This window comes from Komagataeibacter europaeus LMG 18890 (assembly GCF_000285295.1).
Classification (GTDB): domain Bacteria; phylum Pseudomonadota; class Alphaproteobacteria; order Acetobacterales; family Acetobacteraceae; genus Komagataeibacter; species Komagataeibacter europaeus.
In genome coordinates this window covers 81,490-99,724 of sequence record NZ_CADP01000003.1, presented here as the reverse complement: position 1 = coordinate 99,724, position 18,235 = coordinate 81,490, and the positions used below count along the sequence as shown (strand labels likewise).

At 64.3% G+C, this 18,235-nt stretch carries 15 protein-coding genes and 1 pseudogene; 10 read left to right on the top strand and 6 right to left on the bottom strand.

Going from position 1 to position 18,235, the window contains the following annotated elements; genetic code table 11:
• On the top strand, window positions 1-333 hold a 333-nt coding region (locus GEU01_RS03065), incomplete at its 5' end, for an IS5/IS1182 family transposase (protein WP_019084898.1).
• A gap of 170 nt (window positions 334-503) precedes the next feature.
• On the opposite strand, the gene serA is transcribed toward GEU01_RS03065, so the two are convergent.
• The 3 genes from serA to GEU01_RS03050 form a co-directional block, all read right to left on the bottom strand.
• The gene (gene serA, locus GEU01_RS03060) at window positions 504-1,769 is read right to left on the bottom strand and encodes a phosphoglycerate dehydrogenase (RefSeq protein ID WP_019084897.1); all 1,266 of its coding nucleotides are present in this window, start codon (window positions 1,767-1,769) and stop codon (window positions 504-506) included.
• A gap of 92 nt (window positions 1,770-1,861) precedes the next feature.
• The gene (locus GEU01_RS03055; RefSeq protein WP_019084896.1) at window positions 1,862-2,677 is read right to left on the bottom strand and encodes an inositol monophosphatase family protein; all 816 of its coding nucleotides are present in this window, start codon (window positions 2,675-2,677) and stop codon (window positions 1,862-1,864) included.
• A complete protein-coding gene (locus tag GEU01_RS03050) occupies window positions 2,677-3,180 on the bottom strand; it encodes a c-type cytochrome (RefSeq protein ID WP_010507909.1) in 504 nt (167 codons plus the stop codon). Before GEU01_RS03050 ends, GEU01_RS03055 begins: the two co-directional genes overlap by 1 nt.
• A 138-nt stretch (window positions 3,181-3,318) precedes the next feature.
• On the opposite strand from GEU01_RS03050, the gene GEU01_RS03045 reads away from it, so the two are divergent.
• The 4 genes from GEU01_RS03045 (at window position 3,319) to smpB (ending at window position 6,429) form a co-directional block, all read left to right on the top strand.
• Window positions 3,319-4,056, top strand: a complete 738-nt coding sequence (locus GEU01_RS03045) for a 3-deoxy-manno-octulosonate cytidylyltransferase (protein WP_019084895.1) — start codon at window positions 3,319-3,321, stop codon at window positions 4,054-4,056.
• Window positions 4,053-4,898, top strand: a complete 846-nt coding sequence (locus GEU01_RS03040; protein WP_019084894.1) for a prephenate dehydratase — start codon at window positions 4,053-4,055, stop codon at window positions 4,896-4,898. The genes GEU01_RS03045 and GEU01_RS03040 overlap by 4 nt, the downstream gene beginning before the upstream one ends.
• Window positions 4,899-5,052: 154 nt before the next feature.
• Complete coding sequence (gene dapA / locus GEU01_RS03035; protein ID WP_019084893.1) at window positions 5,053-5,931, top strand: 4-hydroxy-tetrahydrodipicolinate synthase; 879 nt, start codon at window positions 5,053-5,055, stop codon at window positions 5,929-5,931.
• Window positions 5,932-5,934: 3 nt separating this feature from the next.
• Window positions 5,935-6,429 (top strand): SsrA-binding protein SmpB, encoded by a 495-nt coding sequence (gene smpB / locus GEU01_RS03030; RefSeq protein WP_019084892.1) that lies wholly within the window; start codon window positions 5,935-5,937, stop codon window positions 6,427-6,429.
• 276 nt (window positions 6,430-6,705) lie between these two features.
• On the opposite strand, the gene GEU01_RS27230 is transcribed toward smpB, so the two are convergent.
• Entirely contained in the window at window positions 6,706-7,386 is a 681-nt protein-coding gene (locus GEU01_RS27230; RefSeq protein WP_026018460.1) for a cold-shock protein, read from the bottom strand.
• 374 nt (window positions 7,387-7,760) lie between these two features.
• Here GEU01_RS27230 and acuR point away from each other — a divergent pair, with 374 nt between their 5' ends.
• Entirely contained in the window at window positions 7,761-8,486 is a 726-nt protein-coding gene (gene acuR, locus GEU01_RS03020; RefSeq protein WP_456303505.1) for an acrylate utilization transcriptional regulator AcuR, read from the top strand.
• On the opposite strand, the gene recG is transcribed toward acuR, so the two are convergent.
• Entirely contained in the window at window positions 8,425-10,572 is a 2,148-nt protein-coding gene (gene recG, locus GEU01_RS03015; RefSeq protein ID WP_019084890.1) for an ATP-dependent DNA helicase RecG, read from the bottom strand. The genes acuR and recG overlap by 62 nt on opposite strands.
• A 104-nt stretch (window positions 10,573-10,676) precedes the next feature.
• Here recG and GEU01_RS03010 point away from each other — a divergent pair, with 104 nt between their 5' ends.
• Together GEU01_RS03010 and mfd are read left to right on the top strand one after the other, a co-directional pair.
• Window positions 10,677-10,988 carry an FAD assembly factor SdhE gene (locus GEU01_RS03010; protein ID WP_010507900.1) on the top strand — a complete coding sequence of 104 codons (312 nt, stop codon included), beginning with the start codon at window positions 10,677-10,679 and terminating at the stop codon, window positions 10,986-10,988.
• Window positions 10,985-14,467, top strand: a complete 3,483-nt coding sequence (gene mfd / locus GEU01_RS03005; RefSeq protein ID WP_019084889.1) for a transcription-repair coupling factor — start codon at window positions 10,985-10,987, stop codon at window positions 14,465-14,467. The genes GEU01_RS03010 and mfd overlap by 4 nt, the downstream gene beginning before the upstream one ends.
• A 155-nt stretch (window positions 14,468-14,622) precedes the next feature.
• Here mfd and GEU01_RS03000 read toward each other — a convergent pair whose 3' ends face one another.
• Window positions 14,623-15,555: a hypothetical protein gene (locus tag GEU01_RS03000; RefSeq protein WP_019084888.1), complete on the bottom strand. Its 933-nt coding sequence runs from the start codon at window positions 15,553-15,555 to the stop codon at window positions 14,623-14,625.
• A gap of 88 nt (window positions 15,556-15,643) precedes the next feature.
• Between GEU01_RS03000 and GEU01_RS02995 the strand changes: the two are divergent.
• Together GEU01_RS02995 and GEU01_RS02990 are read left to right on the top strand one after the other, a co-directional pair.
• A pseudogene (locus GEU01_RS02995) lies at window positions 15,644-16,598 on the top strand (bile acid:sodium symporter family protein).
• Window positions 16,599-16,697: 99 nt separating this feature from the next.
• Window positions 16,698-18,131, top strand: coding sequence for a pyridoxal phosphate-dependent decarboxylase family protein (locus GEU01_RS02990; protein ID WP_019084886.1), 1,434 nt, complete (start codon window positions 16,698-16,700; stop codon window positions 18,129-18,131).
• Window positions 18,132-18,235: the final 104 nt, after the last annotated feature.

Here is an 18,235-nt window from a genome sequence, read left to right as displayed (position 1 = left end):
ACGCTTATCCCCGGCCAGCATTACGACACGGTCGGGGTGGCGCCTCTCCTTGAACCGGCTGATTTTGAGGGACTTCTTGCTGACAAGGCGTTCGATGTCCACTGGATCGTGGACACCATACGCGCGCAAGGGGCCCGCGTGGTCATTCCCCAGCGTCGGAACCGCCTCGACAGGCGACCCTTCGATGGAGCCCTGTTCAAGGCACGCCATCTCATCGAGAACTTCTTCTGCAAGCTCAAGGAGTTCAAGCGCATCGCCATGCGAAGCGACAAGACCGACAGATCATTCGCAGCGATGATTTATCTTACCGCCGCAATCATCAATTCGCGTTAATTCCCAACAGGCCCTGAAAAAAGCTTCACCAAGAACTTCTTTGAGTTTGCACGATGCCCAAAGGCAGGCTTTCCCAAAGCCCGGACAGCAGGGCATAAAAGGGCATAAAAAAGGGGACATGCCCAACCGGCATGCCCCCGTTCCGTGAACCCGACGTCATCGGGCGCGCATTACTGCTGCTTGTACAGCAGGCGCGCGCGCAGGGTGCCCTTGAGCGCGCGCAGGCGGTCAAGGATGCGGTTGTCCTTTTCCACATCGCGGCCGGTATCGGCCTCGACCACCACGTAACCCAGTTCGCCCGCCGTCTGCAGGTACTGCGCGGTGACGTTGCAGGATTCCGAAGAAAAGATCTCGTTGATCTGCAGCATGATGCCCGGCACGTTGCGGTGCACGTGCATGAAGCGCGTGCCATGCGGGTTTTCCGGCAGTTGCACGGTGGGGAAGTTGACAGCCCCCAGGGTGGAGCCGACATCGGAATATTCCACCAGCTTGCGCGCCACTTCCACGCCGATGCGCTCCTGCGCTTCGGCCGTGGACCCGCCGATATGCGGCGTCAGGATCACATTGTCCAGGCCACGCAGCGGGGTCTTGAATTCCTCGCCAGCCGCTTTCGGCTCCTTGGGGAACACGTCGATCGCGGCGCCCAGCAGGTGGCCGTCCTTCAGGGCGGCGGCCAGCGCGTCGAGGTCCACCACGTTGCCACGGGCGTTGTTGATCAGGAACGACCCCTTTTTCATCGCGCGGATCTGGGCCTCACCAATCATGCCCGCCGTTTCCGGGGTCTGGGGCACGTGCAGGCTGACCACGTCACTCTGCTCCAGCAGGGTTTCCAGCGTGTCGACCGGCGTTGCGTTGCCATGCACAAGCTTGTCGATCACGTCGTAATAGAACACGCGCATGCCGAATGCTTCGGCCAGTACGGAAAGCTGCGACCCGATGGAGCCATAACCCACGATACCCAGCGTCTTGCCGCGCACTTCCCAGCTGTTGGTGGCGGATTTCTTCCAGATCCCGGCGTTGCATTCCTCGGACTTGGGGAAGATGCGGCGCATCAGCATCACGATCTCGCCCATGACCAGTTCGGCAACGGAACGCGTGTTGCTGTAGGGCGCATTGAAAACCGGGATACCGCCTTCACGCGCGGCGTTCAGGTCAACCTGGTTGGTGCCGATACAGAAGCAGCCGATGGCGATCAGGCGATCGGCCTTCTCGATCACTTCGCGCGTCAGCTGGGTGCGCGAACGGATGCCGACGATATGCACGCCTTCCAGCGCCTTCTGCAGGGCTTCACCTTCCAGCGCCGTTTTCAGGCGGGTGACGTTTTCGTATCCGTTGTCCTTCAGCAGCTTTACGGCACTGTCATGGATGCCTTCAAGCAGGAGGATACGGATCTTGTCCTTGGGAAGGGAAAGATGTCCGTTGGATTGGCTGGTCATGTCGCGTGCTCCCGCTTCGTGTACGGTCAAGATGGGTCCGTCCCTATCCGATTGGCCGTGCCCCCGCTAGGGGGAAAGATCAATTACCGCCGTTACTTTATGGCAATGCCCGGGGTCAGCAGCCCCGCCACATGGGGCAGCAGGCCGCCATCCCCCACCGCCAGGACCGTGCCGTCGCCATCAGCGCGCAGCGGCTGGCCCGCCCAGTCGGTCATGCGGCCGCCCGCCCCTTCCACCACGGGCACAAGGGCCGCCCAGTCCCATATCTTCATGGTACATTCGGCAATGATGTCGATCTGCCCCAGCGCCAGCAGGCCATAGGCGTAGCAGTCCCCACCCCAGCTTGTGCGCTTGGCGGCGGCGGCCAGCGCGTCAAAACCGGACCGGTGGGGGGCATCAATGATTTCGGGCGCGGTGCATGACAGTTCCGCCCGGCCCACGTCGCCGCAGGGGCGCGTGACGGGCGTGCCGGGCAGGGTGGAGACATACCGCGTGGCCTCGCCACGCAGGCCGATCCACCGCTCCCCCGTCACGGGCTGGTCAATCACGCCCAGCACCGGGACATTGTCATGCAGCAGGGCGACCAGCGTGCCAAAGGTCGGCCGCCCGGTCAGGAAGGCACGCGTGCCATCCACCGGGTCGATCACCCAGCGATACGGGCTGTCAGCTCCTTCCAGCCCGAATTCCTCCCCCATCACGCCAAAACCGGGCAGGCGTTCGGACAGCACGGCCCGAATCGCGCGCTCGGCCGTGCGGTCGGCTATGGTGACGGGACTGGCATCGGTCTTGTCGTCCGCGCGTACCCCCCGGCGGAAAAACGGCAGCACCACGCTGCGCGCGACATCGGCCGCGACCCCCGCCGCCTCCAGCACCGCATCACGCGGGAAACCGGCGGGCAGGGTGGTCATCAATGCGCCTCCGGCTTGAGGGAGTTGAGGTAGGCGATCACGTCCGCCCGCTCGGTTTCTGATGCAATGCCGGGAAACGACATCTTGGTGCCCGATGCGTATTCAGCGGGGGATTTCAGCCATGCGGAAAGGGTGGTGTTGGTCCACGTCTCGTCCTTGTGCGCCTTCAGCGCGTCCGAGAATTCATAACCCGGAATGTCGCCCACATGCGTGCCGACCACGCCAAACAGGCCCGGCCCGATAATGGCCGGCCCCTGTGGCGCCATGCTGTGGCACATGGCGCACTGCCGGTCGGCTATGGCGTGGCCCTTTTCCACGCTGGCCCTGGCGACCAGATCATCAATGGACGCGCCCGCGGGGGCCACCGGGTGGGGAATGGCCACGCCGGGCTTTGCCGGGATCTGTTCCGGAACGGCAGTGTGGGCGATACCCCAACTGGCCCCGACCGCGAGTGCTGCACAGAGGCAGGCGGCCCCGATCTGGTTAAGGCGTACACTGTCCATGAAATTCGGGCGTCCTTCCCATACGGTTGCATGAAAACCGCTCCTTACCTAGACTGCCGCGCGCCCTGTGTGAAGCATGCACGGCAGCGGACGGCCCCCGCCGCCGCCACAGATACGGATGGCCCAGACCCAGATCCCATGAATCCCATTGTCCTGATTCCGGCCCGGATGGCCTCGACCCGGCTGCCGGGCAAACCGCTTGCCGACATTGCCGGCCGTCCCATGATTATCCATGTGCTTGACCGCGCTGTTGCCGCGGGTGTCGGCCCCGTGGCTGTCGCCACGGCGGAGCGTGAAATTGCCGATGTCGTGGAACGCGCGGGCGGCACGGCGGTCCTGACCGATCCCGTGCTCCCATCCGGGTCCGACCGCATATGGCAGGCCCTGCGGCAGCTTGACCCGCAGGGGAGGCATGACACCGTCATCAACCTGCAGGGCGACCTGCCGGGGGTTGACCCCGGAAACCTGCATGACGTGCTGCGCCCGCTGGCTGATCCGGGTACCGATATCGCGACCCTTGTCGCGCCCGTCCGCGATCAGGCGGAAGCCGTGGCATCATCCGTGGTCAAGGTCGCCTGCACCTTCGGGCCGGATGCGCAGGTGGCGCGGGCGCTGTATTTCTCCCGCCTGCCCATACCGTGGGGGGATGGGCCGCTGTGGCATCATATCGGCATTTACGCCTATCGCCGCCCGGCGCTGGCCCGCTTTGTCGGCCTGCCTGAAAGCGGGCTGGAAAAGCGTGAGAAGCTTGAGCAGCTTCGCGCGCTGGAAGCTGGCATGACCATGGGCTGCGCACGGATCGCCACCGCACCCTTCGGTGTCGACACGCCCGCCGATCTTGAACGCGCACGGGCCACGCTGGGGACCGCGGCATGAACGGGGAACGCATCATCGCCTTTCAGGGGCGGCCCGGCGCCTATTCGGACCTTGCATGCCGGCAGGCCCGGCCCGGCTGGACCACGCTGCCATGCCAGACATTCGCCCAGACCATTGCCGCCGTGCATGACGGGCGTGCCGAACTGGCCATGCTGGCCTGTGAAAACAGCCTGGCGGGCCGGGTGCCCGACATCCACGCACTGCTGCCCGAAGCGGGGCTGTTCATCGTGGGGGAACATTTCCAGCGCGTGGAACACTGCCTGCTGGGCATACCCGGCAGCACGCTGGCCGATGCGCGCCGCATCCATACCCATCCCGTCGCCATGGCGCAGGTGCGCGGCATCATTACCGAACTGGGACTGGACCCGGTGGTGGAATTCGACACCGCCGGCGCAGCCGAGATGGTACGCGAATGGGGGCGGAAGGAAGACGTGGCCGTGGCCTCGGCCCTTGCGGCCGAACTCAACGGGCTTGAAATCCTGCGCCGCAATGTGGAGGACGCCACGCATAACACCACGCGCTTCTACATCGCATCCCGCAGGCCCGCGACCCTGCCGCCGCCCGGGTCGGGCTTCATGACCACGCTGCTGTTCCGCGTCAACAACCAGCCCGGCGCGCTGTACAAGGCGCTGGGTGGCCTTGCCACGGCGGGGGTGAACATGACGCGGCTGGAAAGCTACATGCTGGAAGGGTCGTTTTCGGCCACGCAGTTCCTGATGGATGTGGAAGGCCACCCCGAAGCCCCGCCACTGGCGCGCGCGCTGGACGAACTTTCGTTCTTTTCGGAACAGCAGGAGATCCTGGGCGTCTATCCCGCATCGCCCTTCCGACGCAAACCCTGACGGGAACAGGCATGGCGGGCATGTTTTGCCCCCCGTGCCATTGTCTATATAACGGTATTGTCCGTCCCATGCCCCGGGGCTGACCACAGGAAACAACGTGCCGGACCCACCGGCGCATGCACAGCCACGACACAGGATCCAGGTGGAAACAACCATGTTCAAGGGTTCCATTACCGCCCTTATTACCCCCATGAACGAGGACGGATCGCTGGATCTGCCCTCCATGGGCCGATTCATCGACTGGCAGGTCCAGCAGGGCGCATCCGCCGTGGTGCCGGTCGGCACCACGGGTGAAAGCCCGACCCTGACGCATGAAGAACATGCCAAAGTGGTGGAATTCACCATAAAATCCGTGGCGGGGCGCGTGCCCGTCATTGCAGGCGCCGGGTCCAACAGCACGGCGGAAGCGGTGGCCATGGCACAGCAGGCGCAGCAGGCCGGGGCGTCGGGCGTGCTGGTGGTGACGCCATATTACAACAAGCCGACGCAGGAAGGGGTGTACCGCCACTTCATGGCTGTTGCGGACGCCATCAGCATCCCGCTGATCCTGTATAACATTCCCGGCCGGTCGGTCATCGATATCTCGGTGGAGACAATGGCGCGCCTGGCGCAGCATCCCAACATCATCGGGGTGAAGGATTCCACCGCCAACCTGCTACGCCCGCTGCTGGTGCGCCGCGCGGTGAAAAAGCCGTTCAACCAGATCTCGGGCGAGGACGGCACCGCCGTGTCCTTCCTGGCCGCCGGTGGCGACGGGTGCATCAGCGTGACCGCCAACGTTGCTCCCGCCCTGTGCGCGCAGGTGCAGCAGAGCTGGAACGACGGTCACGTGATGGAAGCCATGGAACTGCAGGACCGGCTGCTGCCGCTGCATGACACGCTGTTTTGCGAAAGCAATCCCGTGCCGGTCAAGTTCGCGGCAAGCGTGCTGGGCCTGATGGGGGAAACCTGCCGCCTGCCGCTGGCCCCGCTAAGCGACGCCAGCCGGGAAAAGGTCAAGGCCGCCCTGTCCGCCGTCGGGCTGCTGGACTGATCCATGGCACCCAAGAACAAGGGCAGCGGCATGATCTCGACCGGGATCGCAGCCCAGAACCGCAAGGGCCGTTTCAACTATACCATCGTGGACACGGTGGAGGCGGGCCTGGTGCTGAAGGGCCCGGAGGTCAAGAGCCTGCGCATGGGCCGCGCCACCATAAACGAAGCCTACGCCGGCGAACGCAATGGGGAAATATGGCTGATCAACAGCTATATCCCCGAATATCAGGGCGGTGTGCTGTCGCGTTTCGAACCGCGCGCGCCGCGCAAGCTGCTGCTGCACAAGAAACAGGTGGACAAGCTGCTGGGGGAAGTCGCGCGTGACGGCGTGACCCTTGTGCCACTGGACATCCACTTCAACAACCGTGGCCTGGCCAAGCTGACGCTGGGCGTGGGTGATGGGCGCAAGAAAGCTGACAAACGGCAGGCCATAGCGGACCGCGACTGGCAGCGTGACAAGGCCCGCCTGATCCGTAACAAGGGTGGCGATTACTGACCCAACCCTTGCGTGGCGGGGATGTTTCCGGCTGGAAACCGGTTCGGCAGGCCTGTCCATGACTGCCAGCAAGGTCAGGGCTGTGGGTGAAGCCGCAGGGCATTGCCATCTTTTTTAAAAAGGCGACGGCGGGTTACGCCGGAAACTGATCCGTGCAGGCCATGCAGAACGCGCAATAAAAAACAGGGCCGCCCCAACCGGGATGGCCCTGTTTCATTTTATCCGTTCACCCTGCCTACGCCGCCATGCTGGCGACGAAGGACAGGGTAGGGGGGATCAGTCCACCGACAGGGCAGCTGCCTCAGGGCCTTTCTGGCCTTCGACAACCTGCACGTTCGCCGTCTGGCCTTCCGTCAGGCCGGACAGGCCCGAACGTTCCAGCGCGGAAGCATGGACGAAAATATCCTTGCCACCGTTTTCCGGCGTGATGAAGCCAAAGCCCTTCGTGGCGTTGTACCACTTGACCGTGCCGCGCATGTCCTGCGCATGCGATAGGTCAGGGGCGGGACGACCGGAGCGGGAGAACCCACCACGCGCACCGGGTGCCGCGCCGAAAGCCGCACGCGGGCGCTCGGGCTGGGCCGTGCTCTCGTCAACGGATACCACGTTCGCGACCTGGCGACCCTTGGGACCCTGGCCAATCTGCACGACCAGCGTGGTTCCCGGTGCGACCGTCGCATGCCCGGTGGGGTTCAGGGCGTTTGCGTGCAGGAACAAGTCACCCGAGCCGTCCGACAGTTCGACAAAGCCGAAGCCCTTTTCGCTGTTGAACCACTTTACAGTGGCACTGATTTCCGGGCCGGATGCGACGATCTGGGGACCACCACCTCCGCCACCAAAGGAGCGGCGCGGCGGCGGGGCGCCGCGATCACCAAATGAAGGTGACGACATGAAATCATCGTCAAACCCGCCGCGGCGCGGGGAGCGGGAGCTGCGGTCGGTCCTGTTACTTCTCAACGGTCGTAATCCCGAGGTCTAGGTGGTGGCTGCCCCATGGGGACATCACCGAATGAAAGCACGTTTGCAGAATAGAGACTGCCTGTATGTCGTTGACCGTCGTTCAGGCGGCATGCGGCTGCAGGAAAACATCCTCTGTCCTACGGTGACCCTAGCATAAATCGCATCGGCATCAACAACACCAAAGCATATTCCGGCCTTTGGTTTCCACACGAATTTTCATCTGTGAACAGTTTGTGAGGGCAGGGGGCAAAAAAAATCGTGTAAAAAGGTGCAGATTGAATTCAGGAATATTCTTGATTTTTACTCGCATTCGCACATTATCAAAACCAACGCTTCAATTCACATGCCTCATACTGGTAAGAAAACGATCCATGCCCAATACACTTCCCCCACGCCGAGGGCGCGGCCGACCCCCCAAAATTGCCCGTGCGCCCGAAGGGACACGCGCCATGCTGGTACGTGCGGGAGTTGGCCTGCTGACGGAAAAGGGTTTTTCTTCCACCTGCGTCGATGATGTGCTGAACGCCACCGGCATTTCCAAAGGCTCGTTCTACTACTGCTTCAACAGCAAGGAAGATTTCGGGCAGGCCCTGATCGACAGCTACGCCACCTATTTCAATGCCAAGATGGACCTGTGGCTGACGGACAGGGCGACGCCGCCGCTGCAGCGCATGCTCAATTTCATGCAGGACGCACGGGCAGGCATGATGAGGCACCATTTCCGCCGGGGCTGCCTGATCGGCAACCTGGGACAGGAAATCGACATGCTGCCCGATTCGTTCAACGGATTGCTGCTGACGATTCTGGAAGGGTGGGAACGCCGCGTGACGGACTGCCTGCTGGCGGCATGCGGCCCGAACCCGACCGCGGCACAGCGGCGGCTGTGCGCACGGTTGTCACGTTATTTCTGGATCGGGTGGGAAGGCGCGGTCCTGCGCGCGCGCATGGAACATGACGCCGAACCGCTGGACCTGTTCGCAACCTTCTTCCTGGCGCAGGCAGCGGCCGAACTGGGGACCAAGGCGCCCGTCGTGACTACCCTGCCCGGATCGCCCGTACCGCCCGCGCCCGGGCAAACAGCTCAAGCAGCAAACTGACGGCAGGGATCCGCGCACGCAGCGCGGGCGGGGCGTCGGCGGGCGGCGTATCGACAATGCGCCGCGCGTCCTGCGCCGCCAGCCGCAGCAGCATGTCCACATGCAGCGGGCTGGCCAGCCGCAGGTCCGGCAGGCCGGACTGACGCCGTCCCGTCAGGTCGCCCCCGCCACGCAGGCGGAAATCCTCATCGGCGATCAGGAACCCGTCCTCCGTCTCCCGTAGCAGGGCAAGCCTGCGCCGCGCGGTCTGGCCCAGTGCGGTATCGTGCAGCAGCAGGCAGTAGGATTCAGCCTGCCCCCGCCCCACGCGGCCACGCAACTGGTGCAGCTGCGCCAGGCCAAAGCGTTCGGCATGCTCAATGACCATGACCGTGGCGTCGGGTATGTCCACGCCCACCTCGATCACCGTGGTCGCCACAAGGATACGGGTCTTTCCCGCCGCGAAATCGGCAATGGACTGTTCACGCACCGCAATATCCTGCCTGCCATGGGCCAGCCCGACGGCGCCTTCGCCAAAATGGGCGCACAGGGCGGCATGACGGGCCTCGGCGGCGGCGATGTCGCTCGTCTCGCTCTCGCTGACCAGCGGGCAGACCCAGAATATGCGCGCGCCACGCGCCAGCGCACGTTCCATCCCCGCCAGCAGGTCTGCCATGGCCGACAGCGCATGCAACGACGTGCGTACCGGCTTGCGCCCCGCAGGCTTCACGTCCAGACGACTGACCAGCATGTCCCCCCACTGCGTCAGCAGCAGGCTGCGCGGGATGGGGGTGGCGGTCATCACCAGCACATCGGTCTGGGGCCCCTTTTCCCCCAGCATCGCGCGCTGCTCGACGCCAAAACGGTGCTGTTCATCAATGACCGCCAGCGCAAGGTCATGGAACACCACGCTGTCCTGAAACAGGGCATGGGTGCCGATCACCAGCCGCGCCGTGCCATCGGCGATCATGGCCAGCGCCTCGCGCCGGGCCTTGCCCTTCACGCTGCCGCTGAGGAACGCGACCGGCACGGGCGACAGTTTACGGAAAGTGGCAAGGTGCTGGCGGGCCAGTATCTCGGTCGGTGCCATCAGGGCCGCCTGATGCCCCGCTTCCACCGCCGCCAGCATGGCCAGCAAAGCCACCAGCGTCTTGCCCGCGCCCACATCCCCCTGCAGCAGGCGCGTCATCTGGCGGGGGGCGGCAAGGTCGGCATCGATTTCCGCCAGCGTGCGGATCTGGGCCGTGGTGGGTTCATGGCCAAAGCGGGAAAGCGCAATGCGGCGCAGGCTGCCATCACCCGCCACCGCACGCCCCGGCCGCAGCCGGTTCTGACGGCGTGCCTGCGCCATGGAAACCTGCTGCGCCAGCAGGTCATCACAGGCCAGCCGTGCGCGGGCGCGTTCGGACGCGGCCACCAGCGCGTCGCCTTCCAGCAGGTCGGGCATGTCACACGGACGGTGCAGCGTGCGCAGCGCGTCCTCGAACCCCGGCCATCTGCGCTGCTTCAGCACGCTGGCGTCCTGCCATTCGGGCAGGGGAGGAAAGACATCGAACGCCGCGCGGATCGCGGCGCGCACCTGACTGGGAAACAGCCCCGCCGTAAGTGGCCATACCGGGTCCAGCAGCGGAATGTCCGCCATGCGGGCAACGGGCACGAGATAGTCGGGATGGGCCATGTTCAGCCGGTCACCAAAACGTTCCAGCGTGCCCGATACGCATATGTCCTGTCCCGCTTCCAGCCTGCGGACCAGATGGGGGGAAAAGAACACCAGGTCCGCATCCGCCGTGCCATCGGTCACGACAACCCGCCACGGCCGCTTGCCCCGGCCACCACCGGGCGCGGGCGGTATGACGCGCGTCACCGTGACATGCAGGGTGCATACACGCCCCGTTTCTGCCTGCCGCAGGTTGGGCCGATACCGCCGGTCCACCACCGATTCCGGCAGGTGGAACAGCAGGTCGATCACCCGTCCGCCACCTGCCACCCGCGCCAGCAGCCTTGCCGTGGCGGGCTTTACACCCTTCAGGGTCTCCACCCCCGCAAGCAGCGGGGCAAGAAGGGAATTGACGGGCGGGGAGGCGGTATCGGACACGCGGCGGTTCATCCTGCGGGGTGGCATGCTTGTCATGCGGGCTGACAGATGCCCGCATGACGGCTATAGGACACCTGCGTTACGGAACAAAACACAACCATCATGGGTGGAACGCAATGGAAGCCAGAACGCCTGACCTCTCGCGCCTCGATACACGGCGGCGCAAGATATATTACCGCGCCACACATCGTGGCACACACGAAACCGACGTGCTGATCGGCGGCTTTGTCGCCCCCCGGCTGGAAGGCATGACCGAAGCCCAGCTTGACGCGCTGGAAGCGGTGATGGACCTGCCGGATGCCGACCTGGCCGACTGGCTGAGCGGCCGCCGCCCAGTGCCGGACGAACTCAACACCCCCATGATGAAGGAAATCATGGCCGACGCCACCGACCCCGCGCGGCTTGCGGCGATCCGGGGCGGAAAATGAACGATACGGCAGGTTTCTCACTTGCACCCGGCGCGCCGCTTCCCATATGGGGCGTGCCGGATGGGTATGACGCTTTCCTGCTGGCGCGCAGGGCGGGCGAGCATGACGGGCCTGTCCTGCATGTCTGCCGCGACGATGCTTCCATGGCGCGCATCGCGGACCTGCTGGCCTTTGTCACGCCCAAGGCGGAAATCCTGCGTTTCCCGGGCTGGGACTGCCTGCCGTATGACCGTGTTTCCGCCAATCCCGCCATCGTGGCGGAACGGGTGGCGACACTGACCCGCCTGCTGGAAAAGGCCACGACGCCCCGCATCGTGCTGACCACCGTGATGGGGATCGTGCAGCGCGTACCGCCACGCGCGGCCTTTGCCGGACAGTCGATCACCATCAGGGCAGGTGAAAGCCTTGATGCGCCGTTCCTGATGGAACTGCTGATCGCCCATGGCTACAACCGCACCGACACGGTGATGGACCAGGGCGAGTTCGCGACCCGCGGTGGCATTTTCGATATTTTCCCCGCAGGCGATAGCGAGCCGGTGCGCCTCGACCTGTTTGGCGACGAGGTGGAGAACATCCGCCGCTTCGACCCCGGCACACAGCGCTCGACCGCGAAGATCGACAGCCTGACCATGCGGCCGGTAGCGGATTTCAGCCTTGACCCGGCCAGTATCTCGCGTTTCCGCACCGGCTGGCGCGACCTGTTCGGGCCTGCCGCCGCCAGTGACCCGCTGTACCAGCACATATCCGATGGCCGTCGCCATGCGGGCATGGAACACTGGCTGCCCCTGTTCCATGAACAGATGGAAACGCTGGTGGACTACCTGCCTGGCGTATCCATATCACTGGCCAACCAGGCGGAGGAGGTGCTGGTCACCCGCCTGGAAATGATTGCCGACCATTACGATGCCCGCAGACAGCCGACGCGTGAGGGCGAGGTGCCCTACCGCCCGCTGCCGCCGCACCTCATGTATCTCGACCGCAAGGGGTGGGATGCGATGATTGTGGGCCGGAAGGCCGTGGTATTCATGCCCTTTGCCCAGCCTGACGGCGCGCCGGGCATGGATGCGGGCGGCAGGCCGGGCCAGATGTTCGCCAAAACCGTGACCGAGGGACGTGAAAACGTCTTTCCGATGCTGCATGCGAAGGTGGAGGAATGGTCCCAGACCGGCAGGCGCGCCTATGTCACGGCATGGAGCCGGGGGTCGTGCGAACGCATTGGTGTGCTGCTACGTGAATACCGCCTGCCGGTACAGACCTGCGCCACGTGGAAGGAGGCGCAGAAACTGAAGCCCGGCACCGTCGGCCTGCTGACGCTGGGGCTGGATCGTGGCTTCGTGGCCGACAACGTGGCCTTCGTGTCCGAACAGGACCTGCTGGGCGAACGGATTTCCCGCCCGCCACGCCGCCGCAAGAAGGCGGACCAGTTCATATCCGAAGCATCGGAAATTGCCGAAGGCGACCTGATCGTTCATCAGGATTACGGCATTGGCCGTTATGACGGGCTGGAAACGATTGGCGTGGGCACGGCGCCGCATGACTGCCTGCGCCTGATCTATGACGGCAATGAAAAGCTGTTCCTGCCGGTGGAAAACATCGAACTGCTCAGCCGCTTCGGCTCGGATCAGGCCCATGTGGCATTGGACAAGCTGGGTGGCGTGTCATGGCAGTCGCGCAAGGCGAAGATGAAGCAGCGCATCCGCGACATGGCGGGGGAACTGATTCGCACGGCCGCCGCGCGTGCCCTGCGTGAAGCCCCGGCCATTACGCCGGAAGACGGGATGTGGGACGAATTCTGCGCCCGCTTCCCCTTTGTCGAGACCGAGGACCAGTCCCGCGCCATTGCCGACGTGCTGGACGACATGGCGTCGGGCAAGCCGATGGACCGTCTGGTCTGTGGCGACGTGGGCTTTGGCAAGACGGAGGTGGCGCTGCGTGCCGCCTTTGTTGCCGCCATGTCCGGCGCACAGGTGGCCGTGGTGGTGCCGACCACGCTGCTCGCCCGCCAGCATTACCGTACGTTTTCCGCCCGCTTCGCCGGGCTGCCGGTCAATGTGGCGCAGCTTTCGCGCATGGTGACGGGCAAGGAAGCCACCGCCGTGCGCAAGGGGCTGGCCGATGGCACGGTCAATATCGTGATCGGCACGCATGCGCTGCTGGCCAAGACGGTCAGGTTTGCTGATCTCGGCCTGCTGATCGTCGACGAGGAACAGCATTTTGGCGTGGCCCACAAGGAAAAGCTCAAGGCGCTGCGTGAGGACGTGCATGTGCTCACCCTTTCCGCCACCCCGCTGCCGCGCACGCTGCAACTGGCGCTGACCGGCGTGCGGGAAATGAGCCTGATCGCCACCCCACCCACCGACCGGCTGGCGGTACGCACCTTCATCATGCCGTTCGACAGCGTGGTGATCCGGGAGGCGATCCAGCGCGAACGCTTCCGTGGCGGGCAGGTGTTCTGTGTCGTGCCACGTATCGAGGACCTGGACCGCATGGCCGCGCGCCTGCACGAAATCGTGCCGGACGCCCGGCTGGTACAGGCCCATGGCCGCCTGACGCCAACCGAGCTGGAACGGGTCATGACCGAGTTCAGTGATGGCAAATATGACATCCTGCTATCCACCAACATTGTGGAAAGCGGCCTGGACATGCCTGCGGTCAATACGCTGATCATCCATCGTGCCGACATGTTCGGGCTGGGTCAGCTGTACCAGCTGCGGGGGCGCGTAGGGCGTGGCAAGCAGCGTGGCTATGCCTACCTGACGTGGCCGCAGACGCATGTGCTGTCAGCGGCGGCGCAGAAGCGGCTGGAAGTCATGCAGACGCTGGATACGCTGGGCGCGGGCTTCACGCTGGCGTCCCACGATCTTGACCTCCGCGGGGCTGGCAACCTGCTGGGCGACGAGCAGTCAGGCCATATCCGTGAAGTGGGCATAGAACTGTACCAGCAGATGCTGGAAGACGCGGTGGCCGACCTGCGCACGGAAAAGGGACGGCGCAAGCTGCAGGACCGCGACTGGACGCCCAACATCATCCTTGGCCTGCCGGTGCTGATTCCTGACACCTATGTCACCGACCTGCCGGTGCGTCTGGGCCTGTACCGCCGTATCGCGGCACTGGCCAATGATGCGGAGGTCGAGGCAATGGAAGCCGAACTGGTGGACCGCTTCGGCACGCTACCTGACGAAGTGCGCAACCTGCTGGATGTCGTCACCCTGAAACGCATGTGCCGCGAGGCCGGGGTAGAGCGGCTGGAAGCCGGGCCAAAGGGCATGGTCATCCAGTTCCGTGGCAACACATTCGCCAACCCGGCGGGGCTGGTGGCGTGGATTGCGAAGCAGAAGGAAGCCAATGTCCGCCTGCGTCCCGACCACAAGCTTGCGATCATACGCGAAATGACCAACGCCCAGCGGATCACGCAGGCGCGCAAGGTCCTGACGGCACTGGTCAGGCTGGCACGGGAGGAGACAGGCGTTCCGGCCTGAACACGCCAGCCCGCCAGCGCAGGACGCAAAATACATCAATATCCTGCGCTGTAGGGTACCGGGTCAGGAAAACATAGTTTCAGGCGGTGTCGTCTTTAAAAAAGATGACATCCGGAAACTCCTGTCGTTTTTTGTCAATATCAAGTGCGGGCAGGTTAACGGATGGGCAGGGGAATGTGGTTGACGGTCATCACGCCACCTTCCCAGCTGACATCCCACGACGTGCCACCGGCTGCCGCCTTGTGACCGAACAGCTTGGCCAGGATCAGCGCAGCACTTGCCCGCGTCTGCCCCGCGTTGCGCAGGGTTTCGATCACGGCGTCAAGATTTTGCACCTGTATGTGGCCGGTGGCGGATGACGCATCGGTATTGCCGGTCAGGTTGGCGTCGCCATTCCCCGTGATCTGCATGGTCCCGCGCTGTGCGTTCAGCGACGAGACATGCAGGGGTACGCGTACGTTTTCTGGCGGATGACCGGCAATGGCAGCAGCCAGCGGTACCAGCGAATCACTGGGGACCGACGCGTCGGCCGTGGCCTGCTGCGGCAATGCATTGGCCAGCAGCGTATTGTGCGTGCCAGTTATGCCAATACCCTGTGTTTCCAGTGTCAGCGTAGCCGGGGCGCTGTCACTTCTGGCACCGGCCAGATGCAGGTGCGCACGACGGAAGGACAGTTTTGTCGGCCCGTTGGTCAGCAGGCCGCCCTGCCATGTCAGGTCATAGCTACGCCCCGCGCGCAGCCCATCCATGATGGGGGTGGCAGCGGAGACGAAATAATCCTGCGCGCACCCCTGCGAATGGTGACCGGTCAGCGTCGCCAGCATGACGAGGGAGGCCACGTCTTCCATATCCCGCAGCGCCTGCGGGCCAAGCCCGGTGCCGCTGGCCGAAATGTCGGTGGCATGGAATGTCTGGTCCGCGCCCCCCGCCAGCACCAGGTCATAGCCATGCCCGGCAAGGGCGCTGTCGCCACGGGGCTGGCTGCTGGCCACCTGCACATGACCGCATGTGCCGGGCAGGGCCGAAGCCCGGGCCGACCCGATGCAGGACAGGGCCGCCAGGGCGGTGGTAATGAGTAATTTCTTCATTTGCGGAACAAGTTGGCGTGATTATGCGCCTGATGCAATCGGGTATGATATCCCACCGCCATGATGAAACATTTGTACTCATTCGCCCATGCTGCGCCGGATTGATTCCTTCCTTGCCTGCCTGCTGGTCACCGTGGCGCTGACAAGCGTGCTGCCCTGTCAGGGGGTGGGGGTCAAGGTCTTCAATATCCTCGCCATAATCATGATCGCGAACATGTTCTTCCTGCAGGGCGCGCCTGTCGCGCCGCGCGGTGATGGAGGGGATGCTGGGGTGGCGAATCCATCTTGCCATCCTGTCATGCACATTCGTCATGTTTCCCCTGCTGGGCATGGCGCTGCATGCGGCCCTGCCGGGCATGCTGGATGCGTCCATGTGGACGGGCGTGCTGTTCCTGTGCTGCCTGCCGTCAACGGTGCAGTCGTCCATCGCGTTCACCTCCATCGCGCGTGGGAACGTGGCCGCCGCCATCTGTTCGGCCACGCTGTCGAACATACTGGGCATTTTCCTGACCCCGCTTCTGGTCGGCATCGTATTCGGGCGGCATGCCGGCAGCGGTGGCGGGGGGATCATGCCCATCGTGCTGCAGTTGCTGGTGCCCTTCATTGCGGGGCAAGTGGCCCAGCCATGGATCGGGGAATGGGCGCACCGGCACAGGAAACTGCTGTCCTTTTCCGACCGGGGATCGATCCTCGTCGTGGTTTATACCGCCTTCAGCGAAGCCGTGACACAGGGGCTGTGGCATCGCCTGCCACCACTGCAACTGGGGCGCGTGGGGGTGGTGGATGCAGGACTGCTGGCGATCGTGCTGGCGCTGACCCTGCTGGTGGGACAACTGGGCCGCTTTCCCCGTAGCGACCGGATCGCCATCGTGTTCTGCGGGTCCAAGAAATCACTGGCGTCAGGAGTGCCGATTGCCAGCGTGCTGTTTTCACCTGACGATGTCGGGCTGATTGTCCTACCGCTGATGATCTACCATCAGGTCCAGCTTTTCGTATGCGCAACACTGGCCCGGCGCATGGGCGCACGCGGGGATGGGGACTGATCGGGTCATTCCCCCCTCGCGCATGGCCGCACGGCCCGGTATGTAGGGCACGCCAGACGGGCCAGACGGGCCTGCAACCGCATGACATGGTGGAGAGAGATGACAGGACTGGATCCGGACAACTGGGATGGGCTGCGTGCCCTTGGCCACCAGATGGTGGATGACATGATCGACCGCCTGTCCACCCTGCGCGACCGCCCGGTCTGGCAGCCCATGCCCGACGCATTGCGCGCGCGGCTGCGGACCGGCCTGCCGCATGGTCCCACCCCGCCAGAGGAACTGTACGCCCGCTTCCGCGAACTGGTCGAACCCTATTCCACCGGCAATGTGCATCCCGGCTTCATGGGCTGGGTGCATGGTGGCGGCACGGCAGTCGGCATGCTGTCGGAACTGCTGGTGGGTGGGCTGAACGCAAATTGCGGCGGCAGGGACCATGCCCCGATCGAGGTCGAACGCGAAATCATCCGCTGGGCCGCCGAGATGTGCGGTTTTCCCGATACCACCACCGGGCTGCTGGTCACCGGGTCATCCATGGCGAACATGATCGCCGTCATCACCGCCAGTCGCGCAGTGCCCGACGGGCTGGACATGCGCGCAAAGGGCGTGGGCACGCGCAGGCTGGTAGGCTATGCCGCCGCTACCGCCCATGGCTGCATTTCACGGGCGTTCGACCTGACGGGACTGGGCACCGACGCCCTGCGCGTGATTCCGGTGGGGGCGGACAACCGCATGATCCTGCCTGAACTGGAACGCGCCATTGCCCAGGACCGCGCGGCGGGGCTGGAACCGTTCATGGTGATCGGCACGGCGGGCACGGTGGATACCGGGGCGATTGACGGCCTGAACACGCTGGCGGATATCGCGGCGCGGGAAAACATCTGGTTTCACGTTGATGGCGCATTTGGCGCGCTGGCCATGCTGTCGGACGCGCTGCGGCCCGGCCTGCGGGGGCTGGAACGCGCCGATAGCGTGGCCTTCGACTTCCACAAATGGGCACAGGTGCAGTACGACGCGGGCTGCATCCTGGTCCGTCGTCCCGGCGCACAGGCCGCGGCCTTCGCTCAGTCACGCGCCTATCTTGCGCGTGAGGACCGTGGCCTTGCCACCAACGCGCCATGGTACTGCGACCTTGGCCCCGACCTGTCGCGTGGTTTCCGCGCGCTGAAGGTGTGGATGACACTGGGCACCTATGGCGCGGATGGCATGGGCGCCATGGTTGCCAACTGCTGCACCATTGCCCGGCATCTTGCAGACCGGGTCGAGGCCAATCCACGCCTGGAACTGCTGGCCCCGGTTACACTCAACATCGTGTGCTTCCGCATCATCGCCCCGGTGGCCGATCTTGATCATTTCAACGGGGAAGTGGTGAAGGACCTGCATGAAAGCGGGATCGCAGCGCCCTCGACCACCGTCATCAACGGGCACAAGGCCATACGCGCGGCCATCGTCAACCACCGCACCACCAATGCGGATGTGGACCGCATGCTGGATGCGCTGCTGGAACTGGCGGACCGCAGGCTGACGGCGGGCTAAAACGCCGTTGATAAAAAATCAAGCGTTTTGGGGTGCCGCCTTTTTTTCAAAAAGGCGGCATTCCCTGAAGCTTTCTGAACAAAGCCGCACCAAGAACGCCCTTA

What these genes read in the sequence shown, in the direction of transcription:
- acuR (WP_456303505.1), top strand. Translation starts at nt 7,761, where the DNA reads ATGCCCAATACACTTCCCCCACGCCGAGGGCGCGGCCGACCCCCCAAA.
- GEU01_RS03055 (WP_019084896.1), bottom strand. Translation starts at nt 2,677, where the DNA reads ATGACCACCCTGCCCGCCGGTTTCCCGCGTGATGCGGTGCTGGAGGCG.
- smpB (WP_019084892.1), top strand. Translation starts at nt 5,935, where the DNA reads ATGGCACCCAAGAACAAGGGCAGCGGCATGATCTCGACCGGGATCGCA.
- serA (WP_019084897.1), bottom strand. Translation starts at nt 1,769, where the DNA reads ATGACCAGCCAATCCAACGGACATCTTTCCCTTCCCAAGGACAAGATC.
- GEU01_RS03045 (WP_019084895.1), top strand. Translation starts at nt 3,319, where the DNA reads ATGAATCCCATTGTCCTGATTCCGGCCCGGATGGCCTCGACCCGGCTG.
- GEU01_RS03000 (WP_019084888.1), bottom strand. Translation starts at nt 15,555, where the DNA reads ATGAAGAAATTACTCATTACCACCGCCCTGGCGGCCCTGTCCTGCATC.
- GEU01_RS03040 (WP_019084894.1), top strand. Translation starts at nt 4,053, where the DNA reads ATGAACGGGGAACGCATCATCGCCTTTCAGGGGCGGCCCGGCGCCTAT.
- recG (WP_019084890.1), bottom strand. Translation starts at nt 10,572, where the DNA reads ATGAACCGCCGCGTGTCCGATACCGCCTCCCCGCCCGTCAATTCCCTT.
- GEU01_RS03010 (WP_010507900.1), top strand. Translation starts at nt 10,677, where the DNA reads ATGGAAGCCAGAACGCCTGACCTCTCGCGCCTCGATACACGGCGGCGC.
- mfd (WP_019084889.1), top strand. Translation starts at nt 10,985, where the DNA reads ATGAACGATACGGCAGGTTTCTCACTTGCACCCGGCGCGCCGCTTCCC.
- dapA (WP_019084893.1), top strand. Translation starts at nt 5,053, where the DNA reads ATGTTCAAGGGTTCCATTACCGCCCTTATTACCCCCATGAACGAGGAC.
- GEU01_RS03050 (WP_010507909.1), bottom strand. Translation starts at nt 3,180, where the DNA reads ATGGACAGTGTACGCCTTAACCAGATCGGGGCCGCCTGCCTCTGTGCA.
- GEU01_RS02990 (WP_019084886.1), top strand. Translation starts at nt 16,698, where the DNA reads ATGACAGGACTGGATCCGGACAACTGGGATGGGCTGCGTGCCCTTGGC.